This is a genomic window from Leisingera aquimarina DSM 24565 (assembly GCF_000473165.1).
GTDB classification, from domain to species: Bacteria; Pseudomonadota; Alphaproteobacteria; order Rhodobacterales; family Rhodobacteraceae; genus Leisingera; species Leisingera aquimarina.
The window spans coordinates 14,565-33,951 of the sequence record NZ_KI421504.1; the positions used below are offsets into that span (position 1 = coordinate 14,565).

Here is a 19,387-nt window from a genome sequence, read left to right on the forward strand (position 1 = left end):
ATCGAATCATGCCGCCCCCAGGCTTTCGGCCAGCTTCTGGATCTGGCGCCAGGTCTCCATTGGCACCGCGATCCGCCCCTCCGAAGCCGCGCGATGATTGCGTTCACGCTCCCCCGGGATCTCCACCCGCTCAACCCCCGGCGCCGGCGGGCAGCTGCGCAGATCGGCCAGCACCTCTTCGGCCGCAGCCTGCATGGTCGGTGCCTCGCGGAACCGGGTGGCCTCCAAGGTGATCAGCAGCCAGTTGCATTCGGTTGTTGACGGCCCCAGCATCGCCTCGCCGATGAGTTCAGCCACCAGCGCCAGCGCATAGCCCTTTTGCGCGCCAGCAGGCAGGATGGCGCCGCCCGCAAAATAGTCTTCGGGATCGCGGGTCGGGTTGCCATTGCGGTCGATCACGCAACCCTCTGGCAGCAGCGCGCCCGCGGATTTTGCGGCGTAGATCCAGCCGCCGGCAATCTTGGATGTCGCAAAATCCAGCACCACCGGCCCCTGTGCGCCTCCCGGGATGCCTGCGCACCAGGGGTTGGTGGGCAGCTTGGCCTGAGCCCCGCCATAGGGCGCCACCTGGCGCCAGGTCTGACGGTTGCCGCCGCCGATGCAGATGGTCAGGAAACCTTGCTCTGCCGCCAGGTCGGCAAAGGCGCCATGGCGACCGGTGTGGCCCGCATGACGGATGGAAAGCGCCGAAATCCCGCGCTCCCGCGCCTCCGCGATGCCGGTTTCGTAGGCAAGCTGTATCGCCGGGATGCCAATGCCGCCGCCGCCCTCGACCCGCATCACTCCGCGGCTGTCCCGGAAGGCACGCGCTGTGCCCTTGGGGTCAAGATAGCCTGACCGCGTTTGGTTGGCATATTCCAGCACGCGCATGACGCCGTGGCTTTCCACGCCGCACAGGCTGGTGTCGGTCAAATGATGCGCCACCTGCGCCGAGACTTCGGGGCTGTACCCCAGGCTGACGAAAATTTTGCGGATCAGGCATTCCGCCTCAGCCGCTTCAACGGATGTGCGGCTCCCCCGCAGGGTAAGCTTGGAAGCTGTTGGTTGTATCAACGCGTAAGCCCCGAATTGAGTATTGGACCCTGGCTGCTGTGTGAAAGAGAATAAACTGCCATGCCGCGTAATCCGCCCCCTGCCTGCACCAATCACTCTACGGTCTTGCAGCAGCAGGAAAAGAGGGCAGCTTTGAACGATCTGTGCTGCAAGGACTATTATCCCGTTCCACCAGATTGCCGCCATTTAGGCCGTTGCGCGCCGCCTTGGGCATTCACGGGCGGCGCAGGAGCGATGGGGGTCCTGAACAGGACTGCCGCCGGGGTCAGGCCTTGGCAGCGGTGACGATAAACTCGACCAGAAAATCCTCGCGGGCCAGCTTCGCTTCGCCGCAGGCGCGTGCCGGGGTGTGGCCTTCGGGGACCCAGGCGTCCCAAACAGCGTTCATCTCGGTAAAATCCTTCATGTCGGCAAGCCAGATCACCGTCTGCAGGATGCGGGTCTTACTGCTGCCAGCCTCGGCCAGCAGCGCGTCGATCTTGTCCAGGCAATCCTGGGTTTGCTGCGCCACGCTGGCACCGGCAGTGCCGACCTGGCCTGCCAGATAGATGGTATCGCCGTGGGTCACGATCTGGCTCATGCGCGGGCCAATATGTTTGCGGGTAATATCAGACATCACGTTATCCCTCTTGGACTGAATGGAACGTTTTTGTGTTTGTGCGTCGGATTACTGGGTCAGCAGCCAGTCAGCCCCCGACGGGCAGAACTTGCGCCGGACCTGCTTGGGATCCTGGCTGTCCTTAAGGAAGGCCTGATGCTGCAAGAGCAGGCAATCACCCTCCTTGTCGGCGACCCGAACCTCGCCATGGGCGCCACTGTCCCGGTTGGTCCATTTGGCCCGTTTGCCGGTGCCGCCCTGCGCCTCGGCCAGCAGAGACTGTTCTGCCTGGCGCATGATGTTGGTGTCTTGCGGCGTCAGCCCGGATTTGGCCAAAATGCGGCTGAGCGGGTTGGCAGCCACGGGTGCGGCTGCAAGTGCTGCAACAGCGGCAACGGCCAGAATTCTTGAAAATCGCATTTGAATACTCCTGCCTGAAGGAAACCGGCTTGATACACAGTAAGGCGCAACCGGAAGGCAATGTCCATGCGGCTGCCGATTTCCTGATCAGGAGAATTTCCGGAACAGGCGGGTCATGTCGAACAGCTCATCCAGGCGGTCATAGCGGTCCTTGGTTTTGTCCCAGCTTTCCTCCTGGGTGGCCGCGATCATCGCTTCCAGCAGCATCATGGTGGAGATGTTGGAATCCCAGGCGGACGGGATCTCGACCCAGCAGTTGAAGGTATGTTCGGCAACCGACGCAATCGGGCTGGCCCATTGATCCGTGATAAGAACGATCTTCACTCCGCGTTCAGAGGCGAGTTCAGCCAGGCGCTGCAAGTTGGTTTCATAGCGGCGCACGTCGAATAGCAGCAGGGTGTCGCCCTCGACCATATCCAGCACGTAATGGGGCCAGGTGGCGGAGGAAGACGTCATATGGGTGACCCGCTGCCGGATCGCCTGAAAATGGGTAAAGGCGTAATCCGCCAAGGCGCGGGTGATGCGGCCGCCAACCACATATAGCCGCCCCTCTGTATTTGAGAGCTGATGGACCGCTGCATCGAATTGCGCGGTGTCGATGTTGGAAAACGTCTGTTGCAGGTTGTCGGTGACGGCCTGTGCAAATCTGTTCAGCAGGTGGCCCTCGGGTGCCTCGGTCGCCCAATTGTCCCGCCGCTTGGTCGGGCCTGAAACCTTGGCCTCCAGCTCTTTCAGCAGCGCCTGATGGAACTGCGGATATCCTTTGAAGCCCAGTTTCTGCACCATCCGCGCCACTGTCGGTGTCGAGACATCAGCATTGCTGGCCACAATCGTGATCGAAGCCAAACCTGCCGCAGGGTAATTTTCCAGCAATAGATTTGCGAACTTGCGTTCGGATTGGGTGAGCGTGGAATAGGTCTCGCGGATCAACTCGCGAACGGTGGCTGGCGGTTTCGTCAACGGGGCATTCCTGCTTTTTGAACAGACATTTTCCTACTCGGATCCGGCTTGAAAAGAAAGTTTCAGGAATCCCTGTGCGGAACCGATCATGAAAAGATATTGACACAAATATCTCTTCATGGAAACATTTTTCCAAATCGCAGGGAGGCGGCATATGCGAGAGAGCGATTCTCACGCTCAGGGGGAGGCAGTGGAGGTGGTGAACCGTAAGGGCACCAGCCCGGTTCTGCTGTTGTGCGAGCACGCCTCAAGCAATATCCCGGCACGCTATAGCGGACTGGGGCTGCGGGACGAGGACCGGCTGAGCCATGCCGCCTGGGATCCCGGCGCGCGGGCCATTGCTCTGCATATGTCTAAAGCCCTGAATGCACCGCTGGTGGCCAGCACCGTGTCGCGGCTGGTTTACGACTGCAACCGCCCGCCCGAGGCGGCCTCGGCGATGCCGGAGAAATCCGAATTGGTAGAGGTGCCCGGCAACAAAGACCTGACCGCAGCGCAGCGGCAGGAGCGTGCGGACACGGTTTATGCACCGTTCTGCGGCACTGTCACCGAGATCATCAAGGCCCGCAAAGATGCCGGGCTGCAAACCGTTCTGGTTACCATGCACAGCTTCACCCCGGTCTACTTCGGCGAAACCCGCGCGGTTGAAATCGGCATCCTGCATGACACCGACAGCCACCTGGCCGACGCAATGCTGGCCGCGGCCACTGCCCTGCCGCACCGCCGGGTGGAACGGAATGAGCCCTATGGCCCTGCGGATGGCGTCACCCATTCGCTGAAGATCCACGGGCTGGCGCACGGACTGGCCAATGTGATGATCGAAATCCGCAATGATCTGGTGACCACACCGCAAGAAGAAGAGGCCATGGCAGAAGAAATGCTGACATTATTGCGCCCGGCCCTGGCCGCGCTGGCGGCAGAAGGGGGCTTTGATGCCTAAAGTAATAAGGGCCTATGTCCGCGGCATCGATGCGATGAACCGTTTCATCGGCCGCTTCGCCATGTATCTGATCTTTGCCCTGATCGGGGTCCTTTTGTGGTCGTCGGTGTCCAAGACCTTTTTCGACCCGTCGCACTGGACGCTGGAAACAGCGCAGTTTGTGATGGTGGCCTATTACATTCTAGGCGGACCATATTCGATCCAGATGGGATCAAACGTCCGGATGGATCTGTTTTATGGCGCCTGGTCGACAAAAACCAAGGCGCTGGTCGATGCTTTCACCGTGCTGTTCCTGATAACTTATCTGGTGATCCTGATGTACGGGGCACTCAGCTCCACCGCCTATTCCCTGGGTTACTTCGGGCTGGAGCCTGTGCAGTTCTTCTGGGACTTGCTCAAAACCCTGCTGAGCGAAGGCCCCGCCGCTGCGGGTGAAAAGCTCGGCTATCTCGAGCGCAGCTCAACCGCCTGGAGGCCGTTCCTGTGGCCTGTCAAAACCATCCTCTGCTTCGGCGTCTTTCTGATGCTGCTGCAATGCCTTGCCGAATTGTTCCGGGATATCGGACGCCTGCGCGGAGTTGAAATCTGATGTCCTACGAATGGATTGCTATCGTCATGTTTGCCGGCATGATGCTGATGCTGATGACCGGCCAGCGGGTGTTTGGCGCCATCGGCTTTGTCGGGGCAGTTGCGGGCATGCTCTTGTGGGGCACCGGCGGGGTGGAGATCCCCTTTTCCGCAGCGATGAAGCTAATGAAATGGTATCCGCTGCTGACCCTGCCGATGTTCATCTTCATGGGCTACGTTCTGTCTGAATCAAAGATCGCCGACGACCTTTACCGGATGTTCCATGTCTGGATGGGGCCGGTGAAGGGTGGTCTGGCGATCGGCACCATCGGTCTGATGGTTCTGATTTCGGCGATGAACGGCCTGTCGGTGGCCGGCATGGCGATTGGTGCAACTATCGCCCTGCCTGAACTGCTGCGCCGCGGCTATGACAAGATCCTGGTGACCGGCACCATCCAGGCAGGCTCCTCCCTTGGCATCTTGGTGCCGCCGTCTGTGGTGCTGGTGCTTTATGCGATGATCGCCCGCCAGCCGGTGGGCCAGCTGTGGCTGGCCGGCGTGATCCCGGGCCTGCTTATGGCCACGATGTTCATCATCTACATCTATGTCCGCTCCCGCATGCAGCCCGATCTGGGTCCGGCCATGCACCCTGAGGATCTGGCGGAATACGAGCAGATCACCGACCACCCGCTGCGCCTGAACTACATCGTGCTGGGCGCGTTGGTGCTGGTGCCGCTGTTGATCAAGACCGGCACGATGGAAGCCAAACCCGCGCTTGGTGTGGCGCTGGCCCTAGGAGCACTGTCCTTCCTGACCCGCAAGAACACCCTGTTCTACAAAGACGTGTTCATGAAGGAAAAATACCGCCTGCTGTTCTCCGGGGTGCTGCCGCTGGCGATCTTTGCCGCGATGATGGTGCCGTTTGTGAACGGCTGGACGTCACTGGTGGAAAGCTCGGCCATCGGTGCCATGACCGCCTTTATTGCCGCGGTGCTGAAGGGGCGGATGACCAAGGATGTGTTTGAGACTTCGGTGCGCTCAACCCTTGGCATCTCCTGCATGTTCATGTGGATCATCCTGGCAGCGCTGGCCTTTGGCGCGATCTTTGACGGCCTCGGCGCGGTCAAAGCCATCGAAGACCTGTTCACTACCAAGCTGGGCCTTTCCCCCTGGATGATACTGATCCTGATGCAGCTGAGCTTCATCGTGATGGGCACCTTCCTGGATGACACCGCGATGCTGGTGATCGTGGCACCGCTGTATGTGCCGCTGGTGGGCGCGCTTGGGTTCGATCTGATCTGGTACGGGGTGCTTTATACTATTACCACCCAGATCGCCTATATGACGCCGCCCTTCGGTTATAACCTGTTCCTGATGCGGGCAATGGCACCGCCGGAAATCGGACTGAAGGACATCTATGTCTCAATCATCCCCTTTGCCGCGGTGATGGTGCTGGCCCTGGCCCTGATCATGGTCTTCCCGCAAATCGCCCTGTGGCTGCCGGGATATGTCTACGGAAAATAACCAAGCAAGAGTCCTGCCAAGGGGCCGGATATTTCAACAAGGAGTGAGAGTTATGACAACAAGACGTAAGTTTCTGAAGACCGCCGGCGTTGGCGCCATGGCGGCACCGCTGGCCACCCCGGCCCTGGCCCAGTCCACCATCAAATGGCGGATGCAGACCTATGCCGGTGCGGCGCTGGGTGAACATGTGATCAAACCCGCCATCGACATGTTCAACAAGATCGCCGGCGACCGGATGCAGATCGAGCTTTTCTACGCCGATCAGCTGGTCCCCACCGGCGAGCTGTTCCGCGCCATGCAGCGCGGCACCATCGACGCGGTGCAGTCGGATGATGACTCGATGGCCTCGCCCACCGAGGTCACCGTGTTCGGCGGCTACTTCCCCTTTGCCTCGCGCTATTCGCTGGACGTGCCGGTGCTGTTCAACCAGTACGGCCTGAACGAGATCTGGGACGCAGAGTATTCCAAGGTCGGCGTCAAGCACATCTCTGCCGGTGCTTGGGATCCCTGCCATTTTGCCACCAAGGACCCGATCAATTCGCTGGCGGATTTGAAGGGCAAGCGCGTCTTCACCTTCCCGACCGCGGGCCGCTTCCTGTCGCAGTTCGGTGTTGTGCCGGTCACCCTGCCCTGGGAAGACATCGAGGTCGCAGTACAGACCGGAGAGCTGGACGGCATCGCCTGGTCCGGCATCACCGAGGATTACACCGTCGGCTGGTCCAAGGTCACCGACTACTTCCTGACCAACAACATCTCCGGCGCCTGGGCGGGGTCGTTCTTTGCAAACCAGGGCCGCTGGAATGAACTGCCCGAAGACCTGCAGACCCTGTTCCGCGTCTGTTGCGACCAGTCGCACTACTACCGCCAGTGGTGGTACTGGGGCGGTGAAGCCAACCTGCGCGTTAACGGCAGCGACATGAAGCTGACCACCATTCCGGATGACGAATGGGCACAAGTCGAAGACGCGGCAGTGAAGTTCTGGGACGAGATCGCAGCCGAATCCGAAACAAAGGCAAAGGTTGTCGAGATCTTCAAGAAGTACAACGCCGACATGCAAAAAGCGGGCCGCCCCTACCGCTACGGCTAAGGGGCTGTTGAAAAACAGGATTTGGCCTGCACCGCAGCGGGCCAAATTCCTTACTCAAGGAATTTGCCAAAACTTTTGAAGAAAAGTTTTGGCCTGAACACGCAAAGGGCTGCTCATGCTCTCCTTCGATGATTTGAAATCCCAGGTTTCTTCGGGTCTGGTCGACACCGTTCTGGTCTGTCTTGTGGACATGCAGGGTCGGCTGATGGGCAAGCGTTTCCACGCCAAGCATTTTGTTGCCGGCGCCTGGGAAGAGACCCATTGCTGCAACTATCTGCTGGCGACGGACCTGGAGATGGCGACGCCGGACGGCTATGCCTCGACCAGCTGGGAAAACGGCTATGGCGATTATGTGATGAAGCCTGACCTCGCCACCCTCAGGCCCGTGCCGTGGCTGGACAGCACAGTGATGGTGCTCTGCGATGTGCTGGATCATCACACGCATGAAGAGGTTTCGCACTCCCCCCGCGCCATTCTGAAGGCCCAAGTGAACCGGCTTAAGGCGATGGGCTATGACGCCATGTGCGCCACTGAGCTTGAGTTTTTCCTGTTCGAAAAGAGCTTTGACGAGATCCGCAAATCGGGCTTTCGAGATTTGGCGCCGATCTCGGGCTACAACGAGGATTACAGCATCCTGCAGACCTCCCGCGAGGAGCATGTGATGCGCCCGATCCGCAACCACCTGTGGGACGCAGGCTTGCCGATCGAAAACTCCAAGGGCGAGGCCGAGACCGGCCAGGAAGAGCTGAACATCAAATACGCCGCGGCAATGGACACGGCAGAATACCACACCATCGCGAAACACGCGGTGAAGGAAATCGCCCACCAGCAGGGCCATGCGGTAACCTTCCTGCCGAAATGGAGCCACGAAAAGGTCGGCTCTTCCTCCCATGTGCATCAGTCGCTGTGGCAGAACGGCAAGCCCGTGTTTCACGACCCGTCGGATGAGCTGGGCATGTCGCCGCTGATGAAAGCATATATGGCCGGGCTGCTGAAATACGCCCCCGACTATACCGCCTTCATGGCGCCCTATATCAACAGCTACAAACGCTTCATGAAGGGCACCTTTGCACCGACGCGGATCATCTGGTCGGTGGACAACCGCACCGCCGGCTACCGCCTGTGCGGCGCAGGGACCAAGGCGATCCGGGTCGAATGCCGCATTCCGGGCTCCGACATGAACCCCTATTTGGCGATGGCGGGCATGCTGGCGGCGGGCATTGCCGGCATTGAGGAAGGGCTGGATTTGCAGCCGCCGGCCAAGGGGGATGTCTACCAGGGCGACAGCGGCATGATCCCCGGCACCCTGCGCGACGCAGCGGCGGCGCTGAAAGGGTCGGAAATGCTGCGTTCCGCCCTTGGCGAAGATGTGGTCGGCCATTATGTGCGCGCCGCCGAGGTGGAGATCGAGGAGTTTGACCGCGTGGTTACCGACTACGAGATCGCACGCGGCTTCGAGCGGGCGTGATCCGGCCCCGGCGGACCGGGGGCCAGCCCCCTGACCCACGAGGTATTTTTGACCAGAAAGAAGCAGGGGCGGCAGTGTCCCTTGGAATGGAGTTGATGGCATGGGCCAGACACTAAAGTGCATCTCGCCGATCGACGGATCGGTTTTTGCCGAACGCGAAACCTTGTCGCGAGAGGCGGCTGTTGACGCGGCGGCGCGCGCCCGAGCGGCCCAGACCGCCTGGGCCGCTCGCTCCCTGCAGGAGCGAATCGGCCTGGTGATGGCAGGCGTCGCTGCCGTTGGCGCGATGAACGATGAAATCGTGCCGGAACTGGCCCATATGATGGGCCGGCCGGTGCGTTATGGCGGCGAGTTCGGCGGCTTTAACGAACGTGCCTCGCATATGGCGAAGATCGCTGTGGAATCGCTGGCCGATATCGAGGTTGGTGAGGACGCCGGCTTTAAACGCTATATCAAGCGTGTCCCGCATGGGGTCGTGCTTGTCGTGGCGCCATGGAACTACCCCTATATGACCGCAATCAACACTGTGGCCCCTGCCCTGATCGCAGGCAATGCGGTGGTGCTGAAACATGCTACCCAGACGCTGCTGGCAGGCGAACGCATGGCGCAGGCTTTTGTTTCGGCGGGTGTGCCTGCGGATGTGTTCCAGAATGTCTTTTTGGACCATGGCACCACCTCGGCACTGATTGCAGAGAAGGCGTTCAACTTCGTGAACTTCACCGGCTCGGTGGGCGGCGGCCAGGCGATGGAGCGCGCTGCGGCGGGAACTTTCACCGGCGTCGGCACCGAGCTGGGCGGCAAGGATCCGGGCTATGTGATGGAGGATGCTGATCTGGACGCGGCGGTGGACACGCTGATTGACGGCGCGATGTTCAACTCCGGCCAGTGCTGCTGCGGCATCGAGCGGATCTATGTGCATGAAAGCCTCTATGATGCCTTCCTGGAGAAGGCCATTGCCATCGTGAAGGGTTACAAGCTGGGCAATCCTCTGGACACGGAAACAACGATTGGCCCGATGGCCAATGTGCGGTTTGCAGGCGAAGTACGTGGCCAGATCGCCGAGGCGGTCGAGGCTGGTGCCGTGACCCATATCGATCCCTTTGCCGAGGACGACGGCGGCGCCTATCTGACACCCCAGATCCTGACGGGAGTCACCCATGACATGCGGGTGATGCGCGAGGAAAGCTTTGGCCCGGTGGTTGGCATCATGAAGGTCGCCTCGGACGACGAAGCCGTTGCCCTGATGAACGACAGCGACTTCGGCCTCACCGCTTCGCTCTGGACCAGGGACGTGGAGCGGGCGCAGCGCGTCGGGGACCGGATCGAGACCGGCACCGTCTTCATGAACCGCGCCGATTACCTGGATCCTGGTCTGTGCTGGACCGGCTGCAAGGATACAGGCCGCGGCGGCGGCCTCTCGGTCATCGGCTATCACAATCTGACCCGTCCGAAGTCCTATCACCTGAAAAAAGTGACCGGCTAAGGGCGGCCCCGCCTGCCCCGGCGTCTCCACCCCGGGGCGGGCCATTGAATCAAAGGAACGACAACATGAGCCTTAACGGAAACTGGTCCTATCCGACCGCAATCAAGTTCGGCGCCGGCCGGATCAAGGAACTGGGCGATGCCTGCGCCGCTGCTGGCATCACGAAGCCTTTGCTGGTCACCGACAAGGGGCTGGCGGATCTGCCTGTCACCCAGAGCACCCTAGACATCATGGACGCCGCAGGCTTGGGCCGCGGTATGTTCTCGGACGTGGACCCGAACCCGAATGAGAAGAATCTGGAGGCCGGTGTCGAAGCCTATAAGGCGGGCGGTCATGACGGGGTGATCGCATTTGGCGGCGGCTCAGGCCTGGATCTGGGCAAGATGGTTGCCTTTATGGCCGGCCAGACCCGGCCGGTCTGGGATTTTGAGGACATCGGCGACTGGTGGACCCGCGCGGATGCTGACGCAATTGCGCCGATCATCGCGGTGCCAACCACCGCAGGCACGGGATCTGAAGTGGGTCGCGCCAGCGTCATCACCGACAGTGTCAGCCACCAGAAGAAGATCATCTTCCACCCTAAGGTGCTGCCGGCGGTGGTGATCTGCGATCCCGAGCTGACGGTGGGCATGCCCAAATTCATCACCGCAGGCACCGGCCTGGATGCCTTTGCCCATTGCGTTGAGGCGTTTTCCAGCCCGCACTACCACCCGATGTCCCAGGGCATCGCGCTGGAGGGGATGCGGCTGGTCAAGGACTACCTGCCGCGCGCCTATGCCGACGGTACCGATATCGAGGCCCGCGCGCAGATGATGTCTGCCGCGGCGATGGGGGCCACCGCCTTCATGAAGGGCCTCGGCGCCATCCACGCCATGAGCCATCCGATCGGCGCCCATTTCAACACCCACCATGGCACTACCAACGCGGTCTGCATGCCCAGCGTGCTGGAGCTCAACGCCCCCGCGGTTGCAAACCGCTTCACCATGGCAGCGGCCTACCTCGGAATCGAGGGCGGCTTTGACGGCTTCCGCAGCTTTGTGCAGGAGCTGAACGACTCCCTGGGCATCCCCCGTAAGCTGGCAGATCTGGGCGTCACCGAGACTGCAATCCCCGACCTGGTCAAAGGCGCGATAGTCGACCCCAGCTGTGGCGGCAACCCCATCAAGCTCACTGAGGAAAACCTCACCCAGCTGTTCAAAGCCGCGATGTAAAAGAGGCCTTATGACAGGTTACAGCGCTCTCCGCCCGGCGGGGAGCGCTGTTTCGTTCCGGCACAGCGTCAGCCGCTGACGTAAACTTTGTCCTTGGGGTAGTAGAAGATTTTCTGATTGTGCAGCCGGCCCAAAAGCTCATGCACGCGGCGCAGCGTCTCGTCCTCGCTGCTGCCCGCTGCCGGTTGGGCCTCTGACAGAGTGTCCCTTGTGGTTTGCAGAGCGGTTTCTATCAGCTCCATATCCGTAACGGACAGTTCGAACATATCGTTGTACTGGGGCATCTGGGCTCCTTTTCCGGTTGGCTGGACTGAACTGGCTGCCTACAGGCTGCCCCATGGCGGGCCGCAAAGCCACAGGAAAGCGCCAAAAACAGCCCCGCCCTGCCCCGAATGCCGGAAACGCCGCCGGTTTCAGCCGCCGGGAGGCTGTCAGAGTGTCTCACCTAGGCTGATCGCGGGGCACAGCCGGTCGAACACCAGACTGTCCGTGTTGCCAGCCTCGCGCGATTGCAGGATGACCCGCGCTGCGCGCTCGCCAATCTCACGGCGGCAGGCGTCCGTCGTGGCCAGTTGCTGAGGCATGCCCTGCAGGATCTGCAGATTGTTGAAGCCGGCCAGCGCTATATTGCCCGGCACCGACAGGCCTGCGGCCAGGCAATGCATCAAGCCGCCAACGCTCATCACATCGCTGGAATAATAGATGCAATCAAGATCCGGGTTGCGCGCCAGCATCTGCGCTGTCAGCTGGCGGCCGGTCAGAATCGCGCTTTCGCCGGCGTAGTGCTCAATATCACCTAGGGCGACACCTTGGGCGGCCAAACCATCCGTGAAGCCGTCAAAGCGTTTCCGGGCGCGGAAGTCCTGCGGCATCTTGGTGCCGATGAAGCCGATCTTGCGGTAACCGCAGGCCAGAATTTGCTCTGCCATGTCGCGGCCTGCCTGCAGATGTGAAATGCCGACGCAGTGGCGGACCGGGTCGCCGTCCACATCCATCACCTCGACCACCGGACAATCGGCCTGCTGCAGCATCCTCCGTGTCGTCTCGGTATGTTCCAGACCTGCGGCAATCAACCCGGACGGGCGCCAGCTGAGCATTTCGCGGATAACGCCTTCCTCTTCCTCAAGGTCATATCCGGAGATCCCCACCACCGGCTTCAGCGGGCTGCCCTTCAGAACGGCGGAGATACCCGAGAGCACCTCAGGAAAGACAAAGCTGTTCAGCGACGGCACCACCACCGCAACCAGATTGACCGATTGCGAGGACAGCGAGCCGGCAATCCGATTGGGCACATAGCCATGGCTGCGGGCGATTTCCTCGACCTTGGCCTTGGTTTTGGCGGACACATCCGGGGCCCCGCGCAGGGCACGGGAGGCGGTCATCTCGCTGACGCCGGCCAGGTGGGCCACGTCTTTCAGCAGCAGTTTCTTGGTCATCTGCCCATGGTCAAGCACTTTGCCGGCAGCCGCAAGGGCTGCTCTGCCGGCGCGGGGGTTGATTATTTTTTTCGTTAGCGATATCGGTATCGAAACCGTTATCGTTACCGGGATCATTCCGGTCCAGCAGCCAGAGGTGAGGCATGACACTGAAAATCGCAATCAACGGGTTTGGGCGGATTGGCCGCGGGGTGCTGCGGGCGCTTCTGGAAAGCGGCGAAAAAAACATCGAAGTTGTTGCCATCAACGACTTGTCGCCGCCCGAGACCCTGGTGCATCTGCTGAAATACGACAGCGTGCATGGACGCCTGAAGACGCCCGTGTTCCTGGCCGATGACCTGATCCGGGTGGGCCGTCACAGCATCCGGCTGAGCGCCATCCGCAACCCGGAGGAGCTGCCCTGGCAGGATGTCGATATCGCCTATGAATGCACCGGACTGTTCACGGCCCGCGGTGACGCCGCGCAGCATCTGAAAAACGGCTCCAAGCGGGTGCTGATCTCCGCCCCCGGCAAAGATGCCGACCGCACCGTGGTCTACGGCGTCAACCACATGGATCTGACGACGGACGACGTAGTCGTCTCTAACGCCTCCTGCACCACCAACTGCCTGGCGCCGCTGGCCAAAGTGCTGGACGATGCCTTTGGCATCAAGACCGGCTACATGACCACGATCCACGCCTATACCGGCGACCAGCCGACCCATGACACCAGCCACTCGGACCTGTACCGCGCCCGCGCTGCTTCGCTGTCGATGATCCCCACCTCCACCGGGGCGGCCCGGGCGATCTCCGAGGTGCTGCCGCATCTGAAGGGGCGGCTGGAAGGCTCGGCAATCCGGGTGCCGACCGCGAATGTATCCGTGGCAGACCTCAGCTTTGTGCCGGAACGCGCCGCCACCGTGGAGGCCGTCAATGCCGCGATGAAGACGGCAGCCGAGAGCGGCCTGGCGGGCATTCTGTCGTATGAAGAAGACCCTCTGGTTTCGGTCGATTTCAACCACGATCCGCATTCCAGCTGCTTTGCCGCGGCCCAGACAGCTGTCACCGCCGACGGTCTGGTGCGGGTGGTCAGCTGGTATGACAACGAATGGGGTTTTTCCAACCGTATGGTGGACACCGGCCGCCGTATTGGCGAGGTGATGAGGTCCGCCGAGGTCGCACTGGCCAGCTAACAAGGGCCAGTTGACGGGGGGCTCCCGCCTGTCGTCCGGCACCCGCGGGTGCCCTCCTCCCGTTGGGCCCAGCGCCGCGCTGACGCGCGGCGCGGTTGCGTTCTGCCGCTGACTCTCCGTGCCGTCTGCCGGACAAGACCAGCTGGCGCAAAAGCTGACTCCAGGATGCGCCAAATCAAACTCCACGCAGCGAAGCGCTGGCATACCGCGCTGAATTGCGCCAGAACAGGCGCAAAGCATGACCAGTTACAGGAGCAAAAACGGCGTGACCATCTCCCGTGAAACCGTCCTTGAGGCGCTCAAATCCATCGCCGACCCTGTCAGCGGCAAAGATATAATCAGCGCAGGCATCGCGCGTGCAGTGACCGTCGAGGGCAGCACCGTCCGCTTTGTGCTGGAGATCGACCCTGGCAAGTCCGAGGCTTATGGCCCGGTCCGCGATCAGGCTGACGCCGCGGTGGCTGCGCTGGCGGGGGTCGAGAGGGTCTCGGCCATGCTGACCGCCCATTCACAGAAGGCGCCGCCGGATCTGAAGCCAAGGCAACCCGCCCAGGCCCAGCAGCAGGCAGCACCCCAGAAGGTTCCGGGCGTGGCGCGGATCCTCGCGGTGGCCTCCGGCAAAGGCGGGGTCGGAAAATCCACCGTCTCGGCCAATATTGCCTGTGCGCTGGCAATGCAGGGGCGCAAGGTGGGGCTGCTGGATGCAGATGTTTACGGCCCCTCGCAGCCCAAGATGCTGGGAGTGAGCGGACGGCCTGCCAGCCCTGACGGCAAGACCATCCTGCCCCTGCGCAACCATGGTGTCACCATGATGTCGATGGGTCTGATGACCGGCGAAGACCAGGCGGTGATCTGGCGCGGCCCTATGCTGATGGGCGCGCTGCAGCAGATGCTGCTGCAGGTGCAATGGGGCGAGTTGGACGTTCTGATCGTCGACCTGCCGCCGGGCACCGGCGACGTGCAGATGACGCTGGCGCAAAAGACCCATGTGGACGGCTCCATTGTGGTCTCCACTCCGCAGGATGTGGCGCTGATCGATGCACGCAAGGGCATCGACATGTTCCGCAAAATGAACGTGCCGGTCCTGGGCATGATCGAGAACATGTCGACCCACATCTGCTCGAACTGCGGCCACGAAGAACATGTCTTCGGCCATGGCGGCGTGGCGCAGGAGGCGAATAAGCTGAATGTCCCGCTGCTGGGCGAGGTGCCGCTGCACCTGGATGTGCGCCTGGCCGGCGACAACGGCACACCGATTGTGGCAGCGCAGCCTGACAGCGCCCAGGCCAGAGTATTCCTTGATATCGCCACCCAGCTGGTGGACGCAGGCGCCGCATAGCCGTGCCGTCCCCGGGTCAAGGGCCGCAAAGCGGCGGCGCGCAGCGCCGTTTACCCTTGAGGCGGGGATAGCAGACAATACAATGGATAAGACGCTTGACGGGCAGAATTGCCCATCAAGCGCGTCTCAGCAGGTCCTTTTCGCCGCTCAGCGGCGCCACGCCCAACCGTGAAGCGCATTCTGTGAATGCGCAGGAACAGGCGGGAGCCTCCCGCCCGCCGGATCAGGCATATTTCTCCAGAAACGCCTCCGCCCGCAAGGTTCGGAAATCCGGCAATGCGGCGCGCAAAGTGTCGTGGTCCCAGTCCCACCAGGCCAGATCCATCATCTGAACGGCAACAGCCTCGGTATAGCGGCGGCGGATCACCTTGGCGGTGTTACCTCCCACTATCGTGTAGGGTGCCACATCCTTGGTCACGATGGCGCCCGAAGCCACAACCGCACCATGACCGATGGTCACCTCGGGCTTGATGATCGCAGCATGGCCGATCCAAGTGTCGTGGCCGATAAAGGCCCTGCGCCCGGCGCGATGGGAGAACCACTCTGCATCATGCTCCGCATCGTCCCAGTAGTCGCCGGAACGATAGTGGAAATGATGCAGCGAGGCCTTCTCCATCGGGTGATCGGTCGCGCCGATCCGGACAAAGCTGGCGATGTTAGAAAACTTGCCAATCTTTGCATTGGCGATATCGCAGGTGCGGTCGCAATAGCTGTAGTCGCCAACCGCTGAATTCGCGATCCGGCTGCCTGCGCCGATCTCCACGTAGCGCCCGAACCAGCTGTCTGTAATCTGGCATTCCGGGTGAAGGAACGGGGCTTCTGCCTGCAAACGGGCCATAGTCTTTCCTCTGAAACATCCGGGATCAGGGCAGCAGGAAGGTGCCGCCCTCTTGCCCTTTGACCGCCTTGCGTTTGCCCGGTCCGCTGCCGCCTGTGATCAGCTTCCGCCGCAGCCAGCCCGAGAACCAGTCCATCAGCATTACCATCAGGATGATCAGCGTGATGTAATAGGCCACCTCCTCCCAGTCTTTCTGGGTGATGATCGCCTGGGTCAGCAGCAAGCCGATGCCGCCGCCCGTGATTGCACCGATGATGGTGGCAGAGCGGGTGTTGGATTCCAGAAAATACAGCAGCTGGCTCAGCAGCACCGGGGTGATCTGCGGGATCACTCCGAACCGGTAACGCTGCAGCGGTTTGGCGCCGGTGGAAGCAACACCCTCAATCTGCTTCCGGTCGACATTCTCCAGCGCTTCCGAGAATATCTTGCCGAATGTGCCCGTGTCCGTGACCAGGATCGCCAGCGCACCGGTCAGGGGACCGGGGCCAAAGGCACGCGCCAGCACCACGGTCCAGATCAGCGAGTCCACCCCGCGGAAGAAATCGAACAGCCGACGCATAGCAAAGCGCAAGGCACGGAACGGCATGAAGTTCCGGGTGGCGGCAAAGGCCAGCGGCAGTGCGATGATCCCTGCGCCGATAGTGCCCAGAAACGCCATCAGCAGTGTTTCCGCAATCGCCCAGGCCACGTCCTGATGACGCCACATCTTGTTGGTCCAGAACTCCTGGAAAATCGCGCCTGCCTCACCCGTGGCAGCACGCTGCAGCAGCTCTCCTGCCCCCATGCCGTAATAGGGGCTGTCGAGGGTGAAGAAGAACAGCTCCCAGCCTGCGAAATAGCGGAACACTTCGGCCCGGTTGCGGGTCACGGTCAGACGCCCGGCCCCGGTTTTGACCGCCAGCCGGTTCTTGGAGACGCTGATCCATTCCGGCACGCTGCCTGCCGGCAGCTCGGCCTGAACGCCTGCGCTGCGGCTGGGAGTGGCGCGCACGATGCCATAGCCGGGGATCGCGTATTCGATGGTTTCCGGACCAAAGGTAACGGAATGGCCGTCCTCAAGGTCAATCACCGTAGTCTCGCCCGCCTCGCCTAAGGCAACCCAATCCGGTGCAGTTCCATCGGGGTAGGCCCCCTTGCGCTCCCCTTCGATCGAGACCGAAACCGCGCCGTTGCGGTTGTCGCGGGTCACATGGGTCTTATAGCTGTAGCTGTCGCTGACCAGGGTTCTGGCGTTCTCAAGGCTCGCTTTCTCCCATAGCCCGAGAACATCAAAGGCCACAAAGACATAAGCCAGATAGACCAGCACCGCGGCAGGCAGCGCAAAACCCATCAGCCGCTTCTTCAGGAATAGCCTTGAGATATCCAGCTTCAGCTCTGCCGGAGTGAGAGTGGTATCGAAAGTGGTCATGCTTTCGCTCCATGGGTCAGACGGTCGCGCAGGATGCCGGACAGCTGGTCGACGGCAACGATGGTGACAAAAAGAAGGAGGAAAATCGCGGCGGCCTCGTCATAACGCCCCTGCCCCCAGGACATGGCGTTTTTCAGCTCGTAGCCGATGCCGCCCGCCCCGACAAAACCAAGAATGGCCGAGGCACGGATGTTGATCTCAAACCGCAGCAGCGCGTAGCTGACGTAGTTCGGTCCGACCTGCGGGATCACCCCCAGCGTCATCCGCTGCGCCCAGGTGGCGCCGACCGATGACAGACCTTCTACAGGTTTCAGCGAGGCGTTTTCGTTCACCTCGGAAAACAGCTTGCCCAGCGCGCCGGCGGTATGGATGGCGATGGCGATCATTGCAGGCACCGGACCGCCGCCAAGGACAAAGATCAGCACCAGCGCGATGACGATTTCCGGGATCGCGCGGCAGATGTCACTGATCCTGCGGAACAGCGGGATCAGCGCAGGCCAGGGCGCCATCCCGCGGGTCGCCAGCAGCGACAACAGGGTTCCAAACACCGCACCGACAAGGGTCGATGCCGCGGCGATATTCAGCGTCTCCACCAGTGCAGGAAAGAAATGCACCACATGGCCGGGCAGCTGGGCTGCCTTCTGGGACGCTTCTGCCAGAACCTCAGCCGGGTAGTCGAAGATGCGGGTGAACCCATCGGCAAAAGAGCCGGCATTGCGCGCATCCGCGGTGCGGAACCCCGCCGCCATCAGCGCCACAAAAATGGCCAGCAGTATGCCGCCGTACAGCCGCTTGCGCTGGGTATGGGCGGTGTATTGCTGCCGGATGTCCTCGATGCCCGGCCGGGCGGCTGTCAGATCTGCCATGTAAGGGTCCTGGTTTTGAAGGGATGGCGAATGCAGGCGCCATCAAGAAAATTGCGGGATCCAGGGGAAAATCCGGACCCCGCAGAGCGCAATATCAAAGGTACTGGGCTGAAATTACTGGGACTTCAGCTTACGGGCTTCGATAATCACCTCATAGGCGTCATGGGTGATCGGCATCAGGCCTTTTGATTCACCGCCCAGCACGTTGTACATGCAGTCCGGGTCGATTGAGTTCATTGAGGCCAGCAGACCGGTCATCTTGACCTTCACATCCGCAGGCAATTCGGTGCGCAGCACAAACGGGCCTTCCGGGATCGGCGCGGATTTCCAGATTTCGACCAGATCGTTCATGTCCACCAGGCCCGCATCCACGGCACGGCGCAGAGCTCCGGAATTGTAGCCGTCCTCCCATTCGCCCAGACCATCGGCCCAGCTGACACCGCCAGCGACATCGCCATTGGCCACGGCAACAATGGTCTGCTCATGACCGCCGGTGAATTTCACTTCACCAAAGTAATCACCCGAGTCCATGGTGGCGCCAGTGACCTGCGGGATTTCGATCGACGGGATCAGGTAGCCCGAGGTGGAGTTCGGATCGCCAAAACCAAAGGATTTGCCCTTCAGGTCTTCCAGCGAAGCGACGCCGCTGTCCTTGCGCGCAAAGCCAACCGAATAGTAGCCAAAACCGCCGTCCGAATTGACCTTGACCAGAACCGGCTCAACCGCTTCGGGGTTGGACAGATAGGTCTTGGCATAACCCGATGCGCCCAGCCAGGCCATGTCGATGGTGCCGCCCAGCAGACCCTGGATCACGCCGTTATAATCGGCAGGTGCAAACAGTTTGGTTTCGACACCCAGCAGCTCTTCGGTCTGCTCACGCAGGCATTCCTGTTTGCTCAGACGGTCCTGTGCGTTCTCGCCGCCCAGGATGCCGATACGGAATTCCTTGATTTCTTCTGCCGCAACGGGGGCGGTCAGCGCGGTGGTCGCCAGAACGGCAGCAATCAGTTTCTTCAT

Annotated in this window: 19 protein-coding genes; 9 read left to right on the top strand and 10 right to left on the bottom strand. The window is 61.3% G+C overall.

The window, feature by feature from the left end:
• Nucleotides 1–6: 6 nt before the first annotated feature.
• The 4 genes from AQUI_RS0103845 to AQUI_RS0103860 form a co-directional block, all read right to left on the bottom strand.
• Entirely contained in the window at nt 7–1,053 is a 1,047-nt protein-coding gene (locus AQUI_RS0103845) for an Ldh family oxidoreductase (RefSeq protein ID WP_027256327.1), read from the bottom strand.
• A gap of 265 nt (nt 1,054–1,318) precedes the next feature.
• Nucleotides 1,319–1,669 (bottom strand): RidA family protein, encoded by a 351-nt coding sequence (locus AQUI_RS0103850; RefSeq protein ID WP_027256328.1) that lies wholly within the window; start codon nt 1,667–1,669, stop codon nt 1,319–1,321.
• A gap of 51 nt (nt 1,670–1,720) precedes the next feature.
• Nucleotides 1,721–2,071, bottom strand: a complete 351-nt coding sequence (locus AQUI_RS0103855; protein WP_027256329.1) for a hypothetical protein — start codon at nt 2,069–2,071, stop codon at nt 1,721–1,723.
• 87 nt (nt 2,072–2,158) lie between these two features.
• Nucleotides 2,159–3,031 (bottom strand): MurR/RpiR family transcriptional regulator, encoded by an 873-nt coding sequence (locus AQUI_RS0103860; protein ID WP_027256330.1) that lies wholly within the window; start codon nt 3,029–3,031, stop codon nt 2,159–2,161.
• 154 nt (nt 3,032–3,185) lie between these two features.
• Between AQUI_RS0103860 and AQUI_RS0103865 the strand changes: the two genes are divergently transcribed.
• From AQUI_RS0103865 to AQUI_RS0103895, 7 genes are all read left to right on the top strand, one after another.
• Complete coding sequence (locus AQUI_RS0103865) at nt 3,186–3,971, top strand: N-formylglutamate amidohydrolase (RefSeq protein ID WP_027256331.1); 786 nt, start codon at nt 3,186–3,188, stop codon at nt 3,969–3,971.
• A complete protein-coding gene (locus tag AQUI_RS0103870) occupies nt 3,964–4,560 on the top strand; it encodes a TRAP transporter small permease subunit (protein ID WP_027256332.1) in 597 nt (198 codons plus the stop codon). Before AQUI_RS0103865 ends, AQUI_RS0103870 begins: the two co-directional genes overlap by 8 nt.
• On the top strand, nt 4,560–6,062 hold the full coding sequence (locus tag AQUI_RS0103875; protein WP_027256333.1) for a TRAP transporter large permease: 1,503 nt from the start codon (nt 4,560–4,562) through the stop codon (nt 6,060–6,062). The genes AQUI_RS0103870 and AQUI_RS0103875 overlap by 1 nt, the downstream gene beginning before the upstream one ends.
• Nucleotides 6,063–6,114: 52 nt before the next feature.
• Nucleotides 6,115–7,149, top strand: coding sequence for a TRAP transporter substrate-binding protein (locus tag AQUI_RS0103880; protein WP_027256334.1), 1,035 nt, complete (start codon nt 6,115–6,117; stop codon nt 7,147–7,149).
• 115 nt (nt 7,150–7,264) lie between these two features.
• The gene (locus tag AQUI_RS0103885) at nt 7,265–8,617 is read left to right on the top strand and encodes a glutamine synthetase family protein (RefSeq protein WP_027256335.1); all 1,353 of its coding nucleotides are present in this window, start codon (nt 7,265–7,267) and stop codon (nt 8,615–8,617) included.
• Nucleotides 8,618–8,717: 100 nt separating this feature from the next.
• Entirely contained in the window at nt 8,718–10,100 is a 1,383-nt protein-coding gene (locus AQUI_RS0103890) for an aldehyde dehydrogenase family protein (protein ID WP_027256336.1), read from the top strand.
• A gap of 65 nt (nt 10,101–10,165) precedes the next feature.
• A complete protein-coding gene (locus AQUI_RS0103895; RefSeq protein ID WP_027256337.1) occupies nt 10,166–11,311 on the top strand; it encodes an iron-containing alcohol dehydrogenase in 1,146 nt (381 codons plus the stop codon).
• A gap of 68 nt (nt 11,312–11,379) precedes the next feature.
• Here the strand turns inward: AQUI_RS0103895 and AQUI_RS0103900 are convergent, their stop codons facing one another.
• Together AQUI_RS0103900 and AQUI_RS0103905 are read right to left on the bottom strand one after the other, a co-directional pair.
• Entirely contained in the window at nt 11,380–11,595 is a 216-nt protein-coding gene (locus AQUI_RS0103900) for a hypothetical protein (protein ID WP_027256338.1), read from the bottom strand.
• A 147-nt stretch (nt 11,596–11,742) separates the two neighbouring features.
• Entirely contained in the window at nt 11,743–12,747 is a 1,005-nt protein-coding gene (locus tag AQUI_RS0103905; protein ID WP_027256339.1) for a LacI family DNA-binding transcriptional regulator, read from the bottom strand.
• Between the two features lie 143 nt (nt 12,748–12,890).
• On the opposite strand from AQUI_RS0103905, the gene gap reads away from it, so the two are divergent.
• Nucleotides 12,891–13,919: a type I glyceraldehyde-3-phosphate dehydrogenase gene (gap, locus tag AQUI_RS0103910; protein ID WP_027256340.1), complete on the top strand. Its 1,029-nt coding sequence runs from the start codon at nt 12,891–12,893 to the stop codon at nt 13,917–13,919.
• Nucleotides 13,920–14,184: 265 nt separating this feature from the next.
• Nucleotides 14,185–15,258, top strand: a complete 1,074-nt coding sequence (locus AQUI_RS0103915; RefSeq protein WP_027256341.1) for an Mrp/NBP35 family ATP-binding protein — start codon at nt 14,185–14,187, stop codon at nt 15,256–15,258.
• A 223-nt stretch (nt 15,259–15,481) separates the two neighbouring features.
• Here AQUI_RS0103915 and AQUI_RS0103920 read toward each other — a convergent pair whose 3' ends face one another.
• The 4 genes from AQUI_RS0103920 to phnD form a co-directional block, all read right to left on the bottom strand.
• Nucleotides 15,482–16,096, bottom strand: a complete 615-nt coding sequence (locus tag AQUI_RS0103920) for an LbetaH domain-containing protein (RefSeq protein ID WP_027256342.1) — start codon at nt 16,094–16,096, stop codon at nt 15,482–15,484.
• 25 nt (nt 16,097–16,121) lie between these two features.
• Nucleotides 16,122–17,504, bottom strand: coding sequence for a phosphonate ABC transporter, permease protein PhnE (gene phnE, locus AQUI_RS0103925; RefSeq protein ID WP_027256343.1), 1,383 nt, complete (start codon nt 17,502–17,504; stop codon nt 16,122–16,124).
• Nucleotides 17,501–18,370, bottom strand: a complete 870-nt coding sequence (gene phnE, locus AQUI_RS0103930; RefSeq protein ID WP_027256344.1) for a phosphonate ABC transporter, permease protein PhnE — start codon at nt 18,368–18,370, stop codon at nt 17,501–17,503. The genes phnE (AQUI_RS0103925) and phnE (AQUI_RS0103930) overlap by 4 nt, the downstream gene beginning before the upstream one ends.
• Before the next feature lie 114 nt (nt 18,371–18,484).
• Nucleotides 18,485–19,387, bottom strand: a complete 903-nt coding sequence (gene phnD / locus AQUI_RS0103935; protein WP_027256345.1) for a phosphonate ABC transporter substrate-binding protein — start codon at nt 19,385–19,387, stop codon at nt 18,485–18,487.

What these genes read in the sequence shown, in the direction of transcription:
- AQUI_RS0103850 (WP_027256328.1), bottom strand. Translation starts at nt 1,669, where the DNA reads ATGTCTGATATTACCCGCAAACATATTGGCCCGCGCATGAGCCAGATC.
- AQUI_RS0103855 (WP_027256329.1), bottom strand. Translation starts at nt 2,071, where the DNA reads ATGCGATTTTCAAGAATTCTGGCCGTTGCCGCTGTTGCAGCACTTGCA.
- AQUI_RS0103865 (WP_027256331.1), top strand. Translation starts at nt 3,186, where the DNA reads ATGCGAGAGAGCGATTCTCACGCTCAGGGGGAGGCAGTGGAGGTGGTG.
- AQUI_RS0103870 (WP_027256332.1), top strand. Translation starts at nt 3,964, where the DNA reads ATGCCTAAAGTAATAAGGGCCTATGTCCGCGGCATCGATGCGATGAAC.
- AQUI_RS0103875 (WP_027256333.1), top strand. Translation starts at nt 4,560, where the DNA reads ATGTCCTACGAATGGATTGCTATCGTCATGTTTGCCGGCATGATGCTG.
- AQUI_RS0103880 (WP_027256334.1), top strand. Translation starts at nt 6,115, where the DNA reads ATGACAACAAGACGTAAGTTTCTGAAGACCGCCGGCGTTGGCGCCATG.
- AQUI_RS0103885 (WP_027256335.1), top strand. Translation starts at nt 7,265, where the DNA reads ATGCTCTCCTTCGATGATTTGAAATCCCAGGTTTCTTCGGGTCTGGTC.
- AQUI_RS0103890 (WP_027256336.1), top strand. Translation starts at nt 8,718, where the DNA reads ATGGGCCAGACACTAAAGTGCATCTCGCCGATCGACGGATCGGTTTTT.
- AQUI_RS0103895 (WP_027256337.1), top strand. Translation starts at nt 10,166, where the DNA reads ATGAGCCTTAACGGAAACTGGTCCTATCCGACCGCAATCAAGTTCGGC.
- AQUI_RS0103900 (WP_027256338.1), bottom strand. Translation starts at nt 11,595, where the DNA reads ATGCCCCAGTACAACGATATGTTCGAACTGTCCGTTACGGATATGGAG.
- AQUI_RS0103905 (WP_027256339.1), bottom strand. Translation starts at nt 12,747, where the DNA reads ATGACCAAGAAACTGCTGCTGAAAGACGTGGCCCACCTGGCCGGCGTC.
- gap (WP_027256340.1), top strand. Translation starts at nt 12,891, where the DNA reads ATGACACTGAAAATCGCAATCAACGGGTTTGGGCGGATTGGCCGCGGG.
- AQUI_RS0103920 (WP_027256342.1), bottom strand. Translation starts at nt 16,096, where the DNA reads ATGGCCCGTTTGCAGGCAGAAGCCCCGTTCCTTCACCCGGAATGCCAG.
- phnE (WP_027256343.1), bottom strand. Translation starts at nt 17,504, where the DNA reads ATGACCACTTTCGATACCACTCTCACTCCGGCAGAGCTGAAGCTGGAT.
- phnE (WP_027256344.1), bottom strand. Translation starts at nt 18,370, where the DNA reads ATGGCAGATCTGACAGCCGCCCGGCCGGGCATCGAGGACATCCGGCAG.
- phnD (WP_027256345.1), bottom strand. Translation starts at nt 19,387, where the DNA reads ATGAAGAAACTGATTGCTGCCGTTCTGGCGACCACCGCGCTGACCGCC.